This window comes from Pseudomonas sp. PvP089 (assembly GCF_017875165.1).
Lineage (GTDB): Bacteria > Pseudomonadota > Gammaproteobacteria > Pseudomonadales > Pseudomonadaceae > Aquipseudomonas > Aquipseudomonas fortuita.
The window spans coordinates 6,064,355-6,077,716 of sequence record NZ_JAGGME010000001.1; the positions used below are offsets into that span (position 1 = coordinate 6,064,355).

9 protein-coding genes are annotated in these 13,362 nt (G+C 61.6%); 6 read left to right on the plus strand and 3 right to left on the minus strand.

What is annotated here, in order from left to right:
* Positions 1 to 618: 618 nt before the first annotated feature.
* Positions 619 to 2,229, minus strand: coding sequence for a sensor domain-containing diguanylate cyclase (locus J3A71_RS27765; RefSeq protein ID WP_209953656.1), 1,611 nt, complete (start codon positions 2,227 to 2,229; stop codon positions 619 to 621).
* A gap of 220 nt (positions 2,230 to 2,449) precedes the next feature.
* Here J3A71_RS27765 and J3A71_RS27770 point away from each other — a divergent pair, with 220 nt between their 5' ends.
* Both J3A71_RS27770 and J3A71_RS27775 read left to right on the plus strand, forming a co-directional pair.
* Positions 2,450 to 2,608, plus strand: coding sequence for an Abi family protein (locus J3A71_RS27770; protein WP_231995332.1), 159 nt, complete (start codon positions 2,450 to 2,452; stop codon positions 2,606 to 2,608).
* A gap of 51 nt (positions 2,609 to 2,659) precedes the next feature.
* Positions 2,660 to 2,866 carry a DUF3079 domain-containing protein gene (locus J3A71_RS27775; protein WP_024717587.1) on the plus strand — a complete coding sequence of 69 codons (207 nt, stop codon included), beginning with the start codon at positions 2,660 to 2,662 and terminating at the stop codon, positions 2,864 to 2,866.
* Positions 2,867 to 2,990: 124 nt separating this feature from the next.
* Here J3A71_RS27775 and J3A71_RS27780 read toward each other — a convergent pair whose 3' ends face one another.
* On the minus strand, positions 2,991 to 5,288 hold the full coding sequence (locus J3A71_RS27780) for a TonB-dependent siderophore receptor (RefSeq protein ID WP_096425466.1): 2,298 nt from the start codon (positions 5,286 to 5,288) through the stop codon (positions 2,991 to 2,993).
* Positions 5,289 to 5,428: 140 nt separating this feature from the next.
* Between J3A71_RS27780 and J3A71_RS27785 the strand changes: the two genes are divergently transcribed.
* The 3 genes from J3A71_RS27785 (at position 5,429) to J3A71_RS27795 (ending at position 9,418) form a co-directional block, all read left to right on the plus strand.
* Complete coding sequence (locus J3A71_RS27785; RefSeq protein WP_096425465.1) at positions 5,429 to 6,151, plus strand: response regulator; 723 nt, start codon at positions 5,429 to 5,431, stop codon at positions 6,149 to 6,151.
* 1 nt (position 6,152) lies between these two features.
* On the plus strand, positions 6,153 to 7,520 hold the full coding sequence (locus J3A71_RS27790) for an ATP-binding protein (protein ID WP_096426925.1): 1,368 nt from the start codon (positions 6,153 to 6,155) through the stop codon (positions 7,518 to 7,520).
* Positions 7,521 to 7,750: 230 nt separating this feature from the next.
* Positions 7,751 to 9,418: an FMN-binding glutamate synthase family protein gene (locus J3A71_RS27795; protein WP_016484430.1), complete on the plus strand. Its 1,668-nt coding sequence runs from the start codon at positions 7,751 to 7,753 to the stop codon at positions 9,416 to 9,418.
* A 30-nt stretch (positions 9,419 to 9,448) separates the two neighbouring features.
* Here J3A71_RS27795 and J3A71_RS27800 read toward each other — a convergent pair whose 3' ends face one another.
* Positions 9,449 to 10,768 carry an OprD family porin gene (locus tag J3A71_RS27800; protein WP_016484429.1) on the minus strand — a complete coding sequence of 440 codons (1,320 nt, stop codon included), beginning with the start codon at positions 10,766 to 10,768 and terminating at the stop codon, positions 9,449 to 9,451.
* 475 nt (positions 10,769 to 11,243) lie between these two features.
* On the opposite strand from J3A71_RS27800, the gene J3A71_RS27805 reads away from it, so the two are divergent.
* Positions 11,244 to 13,319, plus strand: a complete 2,076-nt coding sequence (locus tag J3A71_RS27805) for a TonB-dependent siderophore receptor (protein ID WP_016484428.1) — start codon at positions 11,244 to 11,246, stop codon at positions 13,317 to 13,319.
* Positions 13,320 to 13,362: the final 43 nt, after the last annotated feature.

Sequence of the window (13,362 nt, forward strand, 5' to 3'; positions counted from 1 at the left end):
GTTACAAAATTTCGTGGCATTTTCCCTAGCAAAGGCGCTCCGAGCCAGACATCGCATTTCTTTCAGCTTGGCGAGATCTCTGCCAATTCGGGGAGATCAAATCAGGCATCAGCGTAGTAAAATTTGGACCCAGCGTGATAGGTACGAGATCCATTTCTTCGCCCTCAGAACTCCCAATTAGCCAAATCTTAGCAAAACTCGCGAGCGTAATGGCACTATAGTATTGCGGCCTTGTAGGGACTGTCTACGCTCCCAGCGTAAATTGCCGCCGCATCGCTTTTGCGTTTCAACCAAAAAACTTCCCGCTATGAGAGCTACGCAGAGGAAAGTACAAGGTTTCTACAGACCTCCCCATGGCGGCGGCCAGCCTTGGCGCTGCTGGGTTCTGTGTGTGTTCATCGTTCAATGTTGTCTGAATTTAGAAAGGGTCGAACGGGTGCCAAAGGATATTTTTAGAGATATTAAACCGCACAAGAATAATAAAAATCTTTATAAATCAATTTGATAGGTATTTTTTCGACTCCTGGTGCCGCACCATACGCAGTATCAAAAAAGGCTCACCGAAAGGTGGGCCTTTTTTGTTTTCAGTGTCGTTATGCCCCCTCACCCTCACCCCTCTCAAACCCTCCGCAACCCTCGCCGCACCTCTTTATCGGCATACATCAACTGATCCGCCGCTTTAAGCGCGGCCTGCAGCGAAGTCGCAGCGGGATCAACACTCGTAATACCAAAACTCGCACCCGCATAATCGAACCGGCAGTCGTCAAACTCGTAGCTACCAATCAGCAGCGGCACCAGCCGTCTGCGCATCGCTGCTGCAGTTTTGGCCATTTCGTCCGGGTGGACAGAAGCGGTCAAGCCGATCACAACGAACTCGTCGCCGCCCCAGCGCCCAAGTTCATCCGACGCCCGCAATCCACCCTGCAGGCGCCGGCTGCTTTCGATCAGGAACTTGTCCCCCACCTCGTGCCCGTACGTGTCGTTGATCGCCTTGAATTCATCGAGGTCGATAAACGCCACCAGCACCCCCTGCCCCGTTCGCTTCGCCAACGCGAAATGCCGATGCAAGGCAGCCAGGATTGCACGCCGATTCTTCAACCCGGTCAGCGCGTCATAGTTTGCCGCATAGCGTTCTTCCTGGCGGCGCAACAGCATCTGCCCGGCCACACGGCTGGAGAGCAAGATCAAGATCAACCCGAGCGCTGCTACAGAGGCACCGGTCCAGTAATACTGCTGACGCATCGGCTGCAGGTGATCAAGCTTTGCCAGCGTCAGCAGCTGATATTGCGCGTCGTTCAGAGGCTGGCGATGCACCAGATAAGGGTGCCCGTCAATGAGCCATTGATTGGCCTGACCCGCGTCTGCCACAGCGCGGATATCCATGGGCTCGCCCAGCTCTTCGTCGCTATCCAGAGGCCGGCGAATATCGGGCGGCAGCAGTGCCGCCACGTTACGCAGCATGAAAGGATCGCTGGACGCGGTGGTCACGCGCCCCTGACGGTTCACTATCAAGGCTATGTGACGCCCTGTCAGGTACAGGGCTATGTCCGGGGCATCGAACTTGACCGTGACAGAGCCAAGTGGCTTGCCGTCGGCATCGTCGATGCGGCTGGCTACGAAATAGGAGGGGGTTTTGTTCAGGCGGGCGATGCCGAACATTTCACCACTGCCGGTGCGCAATGCATCGAGCAGGTAGGCCCTGCCCGTATAGATCTGGCCAACGATGCTGAATGACTCCGCCCAGTTGCTGGCCGTCACCGTATCGTCTGAGAGGTTGTTCATGTAGATACGGCCATAGTGGAGATCGCTGGCCAATCTATCCATGAAATCACCCACGCTTCGCACCAGCGGGTCACGGGTGAAATTCGCAGCGCGCTCCTCACGCGTGAGTGCCGCGAAGCCGGGTGGATCATGGCGATATCGGGCGGCGAGTTGGATCACCTCGCTTTGACGGGCCACCATGTTGGCCACGCTGGCCATCTCGGTGAACAGGCGGTCTACCACACGCCCCGTGATCTGGGCCTCGTATTCGGCGCCTGCCGACAGGTTGTCGAGCTCTTCTGCTGTAAGGCGCTGCGCTATCCACCCGCCCAGGCTTGCCACAAGTGCCAACCAGACGACCACAACGCCCAGCGTCACCCGGCGCATGATGGAAGGGATGTGCGTGCGTTGCCGCCGCTGCGGCGGATCGTAGCTCACGCCGCGCTTGCCACTTGAATGGTGCTCCAAAGCAACTCCCTTTGCGATACAGCAAAGCGCATCATCGACTCTGCGATAGCCCACCACGGCGGGGCTCGCAAGATTGTAAAACATTCACCTCAGTGTATTGGCAGAACGTCTACTCACCAGCGACTGACTTTTTTCTTGAAGCAATCAGCTTCTTCTGCCGACACCCCACATGCGCCCATTTCAGATACCGAATGATGCCAGCCAAACCTTCAGGCCTGGCATGCGGTTGCGTGAGCTCCCAACGCTATACGATTGTGACCGGCGCTTGTTGCTGCTGATCATTGATGCCATCGTACGGATTGAGGTCGCTGCGCGTGCCACCATCAGCAAGCACATGGGGCCATTGCATGGGGCGAGATTGATGCCGATCAAGCCATAAGCTTGGCCAGGGGTTTACGTTCAAACCAGGTAGCCCTGAGGGAGGATGAGCATGGCCAAGAGATTCCCCACAAACCCTCGCCACCCCGAGCGTATCTGCTGGGGTTGCGACCTGTACTGCCCTGCCAAGGCGCTAGCCTGTGGCAATGGCGCAGACCGGACCATGCATCCGGTGGAGCTGTTTGGCGAAGATTGGGATAGCTTCGAGGGCCATTTGGAGAAGCCGGTTGATACAGGGCACGCGGCAAAGCCCAGCTGAGAGAGGGCCGGTTGGGAGCGGGCTTACCCCCAAACCGACACCGTGGTGGATGGCACGGGCTTCGCCCGTGTTCGCGCAAGCCCGCTCCCACAGGGACCGCGCGCAGACCTGTGGGAACGGTTGGTCAGAACGCGGTGCTTACCGTCACCGACAAGTTACGCGGGTCGCCGTAGATGGCCCCGGCATAGAACCCGTACTGGGTGTAGTAGTGCTTGTCGAACAGGTTGTTGGCGTTGAGGCTGACGCTGGTCTCATCGGTCAGCTGGTACTTGGCCATGGCATTCCAGATGGCATAACCGGACCAGTTCACGTCAGTGGCCCCATTGCTCACACCGTTCGTGGGCTGGCCAGCCGGGCTAGAAATGGCGCGGATGTTGGTTTGCGCGGTCACGCCAGCGCCCAGGGTCAGGCGGTCGAGCGGGCCGCTCAGGCGGTAGGTGGTCGAGGCCTTGAACAGGTGCGACGGGTCGCTGCGGCCGTCGCTGTCGACGCGGCGGAAGTGCAGGTAGGTGTAGCCGGCGTAAACATTCCAGTTGGGGCTCAGGGCGCCCGCAACTTCCAGGTCGATACCGTCGGTTTCCTGGCCGGAACCGGCCTTGTACGCGTTGCCGCCAGTCGGGGTGGTCAGGTCGCCGTCGAGCACGGCTTTGTTTTCCTGCTTGGTGCGGAAGTACGCCGCCGAGGCGTTCAGGCGACCATCGAACCACTCACCCTTGATACCGGTCTCGTAGCTTTGCCCACGAATCGGCTCGACCTTGCTGCCACTGCTGGTTTCAGATGATTGCGGGGTGAAGATGTCGGTGTAGCTGGCATATACCGAGTAGTTGTCATTGAGGTCGTACACGGCGCCCAGGTAGGGGGTGACGATGCCGTTTTCTTCCTGGCTGCTGCGCTCGCCGGCCACGCTGCGGGTCACAGAAGAATAGTTGCTGGTGCGCAAGCCAACGATCACCGACAGCGGGTCGGTGATGCTCAGGCGGGTGGCGGCGTACATGCCCTGCAGGCGGGTGGTGGTCTTGCTGTGAAGGCCGGTGCCCGAGGCGATGAGGTCGTAGTCGTCATCCACGCCATTGTGCCAGTCCGTGACCGGGAAGCCGTTATTGGCGCGGAACTGGCAACCCAGTGCAGGTGCGCTGGCCATGCCATCGCCGACCATGGTGCAGGTGTACTGGGGCGACCAGCCGACGGTGCGGCTGTCGTTGTAGCCGACCATGGCCTGGTGGGTGCGGCCGAACAGCTGGAACGGGCCCGACAGGTCGATCTGCGCCGACTGCTGGGTGGTGTCGCTGGAGCTGTGCAAACCGTTCAGCACCGCGCCGCTGCCGTCCTGGTCCCAATAGCCGCCGTAGCTGCCGCGCCCAGCCGAGTTCACCTTGGCAAGGCCGCGGTGGTTCAAGGCTTCGGTAGTCGCCTGGGCGGCTTTCAGGTCCAAGGTCCAGTCGTTGTCGAAGCGGTGCTCAAGCGAGCCGAACGCCGTACGGGTGGTGTACTCGCCAAAGCTCCAGCTGGGCACCACGTTGGTGCTGCGCGGCAAGTCGGTCTTGCTGCCGTCGCGGTACCAGATCGGGATGTTCGCGCCCCAGCCGCCGCCCACCACCTTGTTGTATTCATACTGGTAACCGGCGCCCAGTGTGGTGGCGTCGTCCAGGTCGAACGCGAAATTGGCCAACGCGGCGCGAGAGCGCTCGGACTGGTTGTCGCGGAAGGAGTTGGCGTCCTGCTGGGTCATCACGAAGCGCGAGCGCAGGCGGCCATCCTCGGAAAGGGGCAGATTCAGGTCAGCACCCAGGCGACGTTTGTCCCAGCTGCCGTAAGTGGCGTAGGCGCTGCCGCCGAACGTCTTGGTCGGTGCCTTGCGGATCAGGTTGACGGTGGCGGAGGGGTCGCCGGTGCCGCCCAGCAGGCCGTTGGCGCCGCGCACGATGTCGATGCCTTCGTACAGGTCCATGTTCAATGCATTGCCGCTGCCACTGAAATCGGACCCGCCCTGGGTCTGCAGGCCGTCGACCTTCCAGTTGCTGATCGAGTAACCACGGGCACGGTAGTCGGTACGCCCACCCACCTCGGATTTGTTGGCCGTTACCCCCGGCGTGGTTTCCAGCGCCTGCTCGATGGTGTGGATGTCGCGGTCATCCATCTGCTGGCGGGTAATGGTGGTGACCGATTGCGGCGTCTGGCGTGGCGTCAGCGCCAGGCCTGTGGAGCTGCGGGTGCTCTCGACCGTATAGCCTAGCTGGCCAGCATCGTCGGCCGGCAGCAGAGCGCTGTCTTCGATCTGCGTGGCGTCCAGCTCCAGGGGTTTGCCGTCGGCAGCTGCGGCCCCGCCACTGATGGCGACGGCCACGAAGAACGCCAGCGGCTTGAGGCGACTGCCACTTTGGCTGATGGGGGTGAACACTTTCGGGATGCGCTTGGGATTCATTTGGGAAGGCTTCGTATTTGCAGATGATTTTTTGTTAGGATTCTAGGGATCGGCCCTCCCGGCTCCAGACCCGACATGTACGGGGATGTAATTGAACGTAACGAGCGCCACCGGCCCTCACCGAACAGGTGTTTTTCCGCATGAGCACGACCTTGCTGGTTGTCGACGATGACGACGAGATCCGCGAACTTCTTTGTGATTACCTGACCGATGCCGGCTACAACGTGCTAGCGGCAGCCGAGGGTGAACAGATGCGCGAACAGCTGGCCCGGCACAAGGTGGACCTGGTGGTGCTCGACCTGATGCTGCCGGGTGAAGATGGCCTTAGCCTGTGCCGCCAGTTGCAAGCGACGCGTGGTCTGGCCGTAATCATGCTGTCGGCCAAGGGCAGCACGCTGGACCGCATCATCGGCCTGGAAGTGGGTGCCGACGACTACCTGGCCAAGCCTTTCGAGCCACGCGAGCTGATCGCCCGGATCAAGGCCGTGCTGCGTCGCCCGCAACGCCTGGATCCCCCCGCCGACGAGCCCGCCGTGGTGGATGCCCAGCAGTTCGCAGGCTTTCGCCTTGAACACGTCAAGCGTCTGCTCACCCGCCCGGATGGCGAAACCCTTACCCTGCCGCGCTCCGACTACCGCGTGCTGCGCGAACTGCTGGACGCCAACAACCGGGTAGTGTCCCGCGACCAGCTGACCCGCAGCGCGTTTGGCCGCGACCACCTGCCCGACGACCGTTCGGTGGACATGTGCATCAGCCGCCTGCGCCAGCAACTGCGCCGCGCGCCGGCGGGGGCCGCGCAAATTCTCACCATCCGCAATGAAGGCTATTTGCTGAGTATCGCCAACCTCGCGGCCGATGCCTGACATGCGCTGGCTTCGCCGGCTGTGGCCGCGCACCTTGTTTGGCCAGTTGCTGCTGATCATGGTCAGCGGCACGCTGTTGATCCAGTTGATGTCGAGCAGCATCTGGTTTGATGTGCGCTTTGCCCAGGTGCTCGAAGCCCCGGTGAGGCTGATCGCTGCACGCAGTGCACCGCTGATTGCCCAGGCCGACTGCCACGGTGGCACGTTGCAGGCGCCAGCCCATTACCAGCTGCGCTGCGCCGAGCACCTGCCCACGGCGGAGCATGACGAGCGTCGCGGGCGCAGGCGCATCGAGCTGTTGCTGCAACAGGCCCTCAAGTACGAGCTGGGGCATGCCCAGGACGTGCGCCTGATGCAGGTGCGACTGACCGATGAGCTGGGTCAGCCGATTGTCTGGCGCAGCCTGTTCGGCCTGCGCACGGCCCAGGCGCATATCCAGTTTGCAGTGCCGTTGGCCGATGGCCACTGGCTGACCATTGAGGGCCAGGAACTGCAGGGCTGGAGTGGCGAATCGGCCTGGGTGCTGATCAGCGACTACCTGTTGCGGGTGTATGCGCTGCGGATTGTCGCGGTATTGCTGGTGTGCCTGATTACCGTGCGCCTGTGCCTGCGCCCGTTGCGACGCCTGGCCGACGCAGCGCGCGGCCTGGGCGGCAACCTCGAGCAGCCTCCCCTGGCGCTGGATGGCCCGGAAGAAGTGCGCCAGGCGGCGCAGGCGTTCAACGCCATGCAGCAGCGGCTGATTGCCATGGTCAATGACAAGGCCTACTTCCTGGCCGCCGTGTCTCATGACCTGCGCACCCCGCTGACCCGCATGCGCCTGCGCCTGGAGCGGCTGCCAGACGACGAACACCGCCAGCGCCTGCGGCAGAACATCACGCAGATGGACGACATGATCGGCCAGGTTCTGGACTACCTGCGTGCGGGGGAGCAGCAGAATTTGCAGCAGGTGGACCTGGACCGCTTGGTTGCGCGCCAGTGTGCAGACCTGGCCACTGCCGAAGAACCCCTTCCGGTGCACGGCCAGGTGGGTAGTTTGCGGGTAGATGCCTTGCTGTTGCAGCGCTGCCTGCAAAACTTGCTGGTGAATGCGTTGCGCTACGCCAAGCATGTTTCGGTCACGCTGGAACGGGCGGTAAGTGGAGTGTTCATCCATATCGACGACCGCGGGCCTGGGGTCGCGCCGGAGCTGCTGGCAACCATTACCGATCCGTTCGTGCGTGGTGAAGGGTCGCGCAACCAGGCATCCGGCGGGTATGGGCTGGGGTTGAGCATTGCCCAGCGGATTGCCGCCAGCCATGGTGGTGAGCTGAGGGTGTCGAACCGCGAGGGCGGTGGGTTGCGGGTCAGCATACTGCTGCCTGGCTAACGCTATTTTTCTGTGGGAGCGGCCTTGTGTCGCGATGGGCTGCGCAGCAGCCCCGGCGGTTTGTGCCGTGACACCAATACCTGGGGCTGCTGCGCAGCCCATCGCGACACAAGGCCGCTCCCACAACATGGGACTGCGCAATCAGGTAACAGTCTTTTACCGTTTACCCAGGTTTTCCCTCCCCCGCCTTTGCCTATCCTATGCCCGGTCATCCTGCCTGCGATGGACCCATGAATCACTCTCTGCCCAGCCGCTACGCCTGCCTCGTCATCTGCCTGTTGCTCACCTTCGCCAGCCTGCCGCTGCTGCCCCAACATGCCTGGCTCTGGCCAATCACACTGATTACTGCCCTGCTCAGCCTGGTCGGGCTCAACGACCTGCGCCAGAGCCACCATGCGGTGCGCCGCAACTACCCGATCCTCGGCAATATCCGCTACCTGATCGAAACCATCCGCCCGGAAATCCGCCAGTACCTGATCGAGGGTGACGACGACAAGCTGCCGTTCTCCCGTTCGCAGCGCTCGCTGGTCTATGCCCGCGCCAAGAACGAAAGCGCCGAGAAAGCCTTCGGCACGCTCAACGATGCCTACAAGCCCGGGTTCGAATTCATTAGCCATTCGATGCTGCCAGTGGCCACGCCTGACCCGGCATCGTTTCGCATCGCCATTGGCGGGCCACAATGCCGCCAACCCTACTCGGCCTCGATCTTCAATATATCGGCCATGAGCTTTGGCGCGCTCAGCGCCAACGCTATCGCGGCCCTCAACCGCGGCGCGCGCATGGGCCGGTTTGCCCACGACACGGGCGAAGGCAGCATCAGCCCGTACCACCGTGAGCACGGCGGCGACCTGATCTGGGAAATCGGCAGCGGCTACTTCGGCTGCCGTACGGCGGACGGTCGTTTCGACCCGCACCGTTTTGCCGAACAGGCCCGCTCGCCACAGGTGAAGATGATCGAGATCAAACTCAGCCAGGGCGCCAAGCCGGGCCACGGCGGCATCTTGCCGGGGCACAAGGTCAGCCCTGAAATCGCCGAAACCCGTGGCGTGCGCGTAGGTGAGGACTGCATCTCACCGGCGGCGCACAGCGCCTTCCGCACACCGGTCGAGTTACTGCAGTTTGTGGCCAGCCTGCGCGAGCTGTCGGGCGGCAAGCCTGTGGGTTTCAAGTTCTGCCTGGGCCACCCGTGGGAGTTCATGGGCATTGCCAAAGCCATGCTGGCCACCGGCATCACGCCGGACTTCATCGTTGTGGATGGCAAGGAAGGCGGTACCGGCGCGGCACCACGCGAATTCAGCGACAACATGGGCGTGCCCATGCGCGAAGGCCTGATGTTCGTGCATAACACGTTGGTTGGCCTGAACCTGCGCTCCAGCATTCGCATTGGCGCTGCGGGCAAGATCGTCAGTGCTTTCGACATTGCCAGCGTGCTGGCCATCGGCGCTGACTGGGTCAACTCGGCACGCGGGTTCATGTTTGCCATTGGCTGCATCCAGTCGCAAAGCTGCCACACCAACAAATGCCCGACCGGCGTGGCCACGCAAGACCCACTGCGCCAGCGCGCCCTGGTGGTGCCAGACAAAGCCGAACGGGTGGCCAGCTTCCATCGCAACACGCTGCACGCACTGGCCGAAATGCTGGCGGCGGCAGGCCTGGAGCACCCTTCGGAGCTTAAGCCCAAGCACCTGGCCCGGCGCGTCAGCCCCAGCGAAATCGGGTTGTTTTCGGACCTGCACACGTTCCTCAAGCCAGGCGAATTGCTCAGTGGCTCGATTGAAAGCGAGTTTTATGCGCGGATGTGGCAGATGGCACGTAGCGACAGTTTTGCGCCGGAGACAGGAGAACTGATGCCCGTTGCAGCAAAAACCGTGCGCCGAAAAGAAACAGCCCCGGCATAAGCCAGGGCTGTTCGATGCTTCAGATCAGGATCAGAAGATGCTGATCGGGTACTCGACGAATACGCGGACTTCGTTGCCGTCGTCGTTGTAACCGTTCTGCTGCACGGCATTGTTGGTACGCAGGAACGAGCTACGCAGTTTGATGGACAGGTCCTTGGCCGGGCCGTCCTGCACCACGTAACGGATCTGGTTGAAGATCTCGCGCTCTTTACCTTCGCCAAAGCCCTGTGGGTTGGCGACGTTACGGGTGTTGATGTTGTCACCCACCACGTAGGCCAGCTTGTAGGTCAGGCCCGGAATGCCGTAGGCACCGAAGTCCAGGCCGTAGCCCAGCTGCCAGGAGCGCTCGTCTTCGGCATTGAAGTCGGACCAGTACGAGTTGGCCAGGTAGATGGTCGAACCACCGTCACCCACGCCACCGGCGTTCTGGTAGAAGCCGTAGTTGTAGCCAGTGCTGCCGGTGCTGCGCTGGTGGGCGATGGTGAACGAGTGTGCACCGTACGCGTAAGTGGCTGCCAGGCTCCAGATGGTGTTGGAGTCGCCGTTCAGGCCAGCGGCTTGTACGTACTTGTTGTCGATGTCCGACTTGTAGCCGTTGAAGTCCAGGGTCAGGGACTGGTCGCTGGCGATCGGGAAGACGTAGTTCAAGCCCAGGTAGTGCTTTTTCATCACGTCTTCGTTGTCGGCGGTGTACAGCGAAGCGGTGAAATTGTCGGTGAACTTGTAGCTGCCACCGAAGACGTTGATCGACTTCAGGCCACCACCGTCGCGGCGCTCGGCGCTTTTGCGCGCTTCCTGGGTGAAGCGGCCGGCGTTCAGTTCCAGGCCCTCGATCTCTTTCGAGGTGATCAGGGTACCGGTGAAGCTTTCTGGCAGCAGACGCGCGTCGTCGTACTGCAGCACTGGCAGTGCTGGCATCTGGTCACCGTACTTCAGCACGGTGTTGGAGATGCGGAATTTCACAGCAGCGCCACCACGGGCCAGGTTGTGCGGCGAGCTGGCGTTGCCTTCGGCATTGGTGGTTTCGTGCGGCTTGAAGAAGTCGACGCCGCCGCCACCGTTGTGGCCTTTGCCGCCATCAAGGCGCACGGCGTACAGGCCGAATGCGTCGACGCCAACGCCGACGGTGCCTTGGGTGAAGCCGGAGGAGAAGTTGGCGATGAACGCCTGGCCCCATTCAATCTGGTCGTCGGTGCCGTGCTTCTTGTCACGGTTGATGTAGGCGTTGCGCAGAAGGACGTTGGCGTGGCTGTCCTCGATGAAGCCCTTGCTGTCGGCCTGGTCATTGGCCTGTGCCTGGGTCGCGGCGATCATCGCCAAGGCGACCAGGCTGATCCTGGTTTTCAACATGTTGTTTTCCTTATTTCTTAATCAAAAACGCTCTGCACTATGACGCCAGGAACCAACGCCCCTTCGTAGGTTCGACGCTATGCGGATCCAGCCTGGTGGGCCAGCCGGTAAGTGCACGGCAGCCCTCGGCAGCAGCATGGCCAAGATCATGGCCAGCAGGCGTTGGCCGAATCCTAGCCGTGTGCGATTACAAATGTCAAAAAGTCGTGAAATGCAGGTTGATATAACCAAAATTATCGGCAGCTCTAGTGCATTTCCATGCAGTGTTGGGCTATCAGCGGGCAATTTATCTTGTGTAGGAAATTGCCTTTGATCGAACGGACAGGTTCCCCTGAGCAGCCAAACACGCGGCCGCAGAGGTTGTTACAAACAGACACATATGTAAAGACAAGCCTTTACAAATACCCAAGCAAAGGCAAATAGCAAGCATTACCATTCGCGCCTTATTTTTCACCTGCCCGGTCCGGATGTGCCCATGCTTGTACCCTGCCGCCTTTCCCCCTTTACGCTTGGCCTGTCGCTCTTGTTCAGCGCCAGCCTGGCCACTGCTGCCACCACCACGCTGCCAGAATCGTCGGTTACCGCCGACAGCGAGCGCGAAAAGGACAACCCGCGCGTCAAGGAGGTGAGCACCGCCACCCGCACCTCGACGCCGGTGCGTTATGTGCCGCAGGCCATCGACACGGTAAAAACCGCCAATGTGCTGGACTACGGCAGCAACACCTTGGGCAAGGCGCTGGAGGGAATCCCCAACGTCAGCAGCGGCGCCGACACCCGCTTCGACAGCGTGCGCATCCGCGGCTTCGAGGCCAGCAACGACTTCTACCTGGACGGCATTCGCGACGACAGCCAGTACATCCGCGACCTGCACAATATCGAGCGGGTCGAGGTGCTGAAGGGGCCGGCGGCGGTGCTGTATGGCCGCGGTAGCCAGGGCGGCATTGTCAACAGGGTCAGCAAGGCACCGGAGCCTGGCCGCCGCTCCACCCTCGAAGCGCAGGCCGGCAGCGAAGACCTGCGCAGCCTGTATGCCGACCTCAGTGCCGACCCCAGCGACACAGTCAGCCTGCGCCTGAACATGGGCAACCAGGACAACAACAGCTTGCGCGATGGCATCGACGGCAGCCGCCAGCTGTTCGCGCCGTCGATCAGCTGGCAGATCACCCCCGACCTCAACTGGCTGGTGCAGTACGAATACAGCCGCTACAACCGCACGCCTGACCGGGGTATCCCCGGGGTGAATGGCCGCCCGGCCGACGTCAGCCGCAGCACCACCTACGGCGACCAGCGCGACTACATCGATGATCGCGCGCAGTCCCTGCGCTCGCGCCTGAACTACCAACTGAACGAAACCTGGCAACTGCGCCATACCCTGGGCCTGATCAAGCTCGACAGCGCGTTCGACAACACCTATGTCACGGGCTACAACGCCGGCACAAATACCTTGACCCGCCAGCGCTGGCAGCAGGACCTGAACACCCGCAACCTGTTCAACAACCTGGAGGCCGAGGGCGACTTCGACACCTTGGGCCTGGAGCACAAGCTGCTGCTGGGCCTGGAGATTGGCAACCAGAAGCGTGACCCCGTGCTGTATACCGCTGGTAGCCAGACGCTGCCGGGCTTGGGCCAACCCAACCGTAGCCAGCAGCACAACGGCCGCCTGGTGCTGTCGAGTGACAACCACACGGTGGTCGATAGCCGCGGCATTTATCTGCAGGACCAGATCCGCCTGAACGATCAATGGCAGATCCTTGCCGGGGTGCGCTTCGACCAGTTCGAGGTTGAAACCACCAACATGCGCAACCTGTCCGAGTCGCAGGACAGCAACAGCACCAGCCCACGCCTGGGCGTGGTGTACACACCGTGGCGTGACCATTCGTTCTACGCCTCGTGGAGCAAGACCTTCTCGCCGGTGGGCGGCGGCCTCATCGGCATTACTCCGGGTTCGCAGGGCAACACCAACGACACCAAGCCGGAGGAAACGCGCCAGAAGGAAATCGGGGTGAAGAGCGACTGGCTGGACCAGCGCCTGAGCACCACGGTGGCCATCTACGAGCTGGAGTTGTACAACCGCCGTACCCGCGACCCGCTCATCCCGGAAAACATCTTGCTCAGTGGCTTGCAGCGTTCGCGTGGCATCGAACTGACCGCCACTGGCAACATCGTCGGCAACTGGTATGTACGCGGCGGCATCGGCCTGCAGGATGCGATCATCGTCAAGGACAACAATGGCCAGGAAGGCAACCGCATCAATGATGTGGCCAAGCGCAACGCCAGCCTGTTCGTGACCTGGAAACCAGAGCTGGGCTGGTACGCCGAAACCGGCCTGACGCTGGTGGGCGAGCGTTATGCGGACAACCAGAACACCACGGTATTGCCAGGGTATGGCCGTTGGGATGCACTGGCGGGGTATCGCACCCATGACTGGGATGTGCGGGCGGCGTTGAGCAACATTGCCGACAAGACCTACTACAGCTCGGCGACCAGTGCGGCGCAGATTCAGGTGGGGGACCCGCGTAGCCTGGTGGTTACGGGTAGCTACAGCTTCTGATCGTTGTTGACTGTACTGGCCTCTTCGCGGGCGCGCCCGCTCC

Coding starts and splice junctions, on each gene's coding strand:
- J3A71_RS27775 (WP_024717587.1), top strand. CDS start 2,660: ATGGCCAAGAGATTCCCCACAAACCCTCGCCACCCCGAGCGTATCTGC.
- J3A71_RS27800 (WP_016484429.1), bottom strand. CDS start 10,768: ATGTTGAAAACCAGGATCAGCCTGGTCGCCTTGGCGATGATCGCCGCG.
- J3A71_RS27805 (WP_016484428.1), top strand. CDS start 11,244: ATGCTTGTACCCTGCCGCCTTTCCCCCTTTACGCTTGGCCTGTCGCTC.
- J3A71_RS27770 (WP_231995332.1), top strand. CDS start 2,450: ATGCGGTTGCGTGAGCTCCCAACGCTATACGATTGTGACCGGCGCTTG.
- J3A71_RS27795 (WP_016484430.1), top strand. CDS start 7,751: ATGAATCACTCTCTGCCCAGCCGCTACGCCTGCCTCGTCATCTGCCTG.
- J3A71_RS27785 (WP_096425465.1), top strand. CDS start 5,429: ATGAGCACGACCTTGCTGGTTGTCGACGATGACGACGAGATCCGCGAA.
- J3A71_RS27780 (WP_096425466.1), bottom strand. CDS start 5,288: ATGAATCCCAAGCGCATCCCGAAAGTGTTCACCCCCATCAGCCAAAGT.
- J3A71_RS27790 (WP_096426925.1), top strand. CDS start 6,153: ATGCGCTGGCTTCGCCGGCTGTGGCCGCGCACCTTGTTTGGCCAGTTG.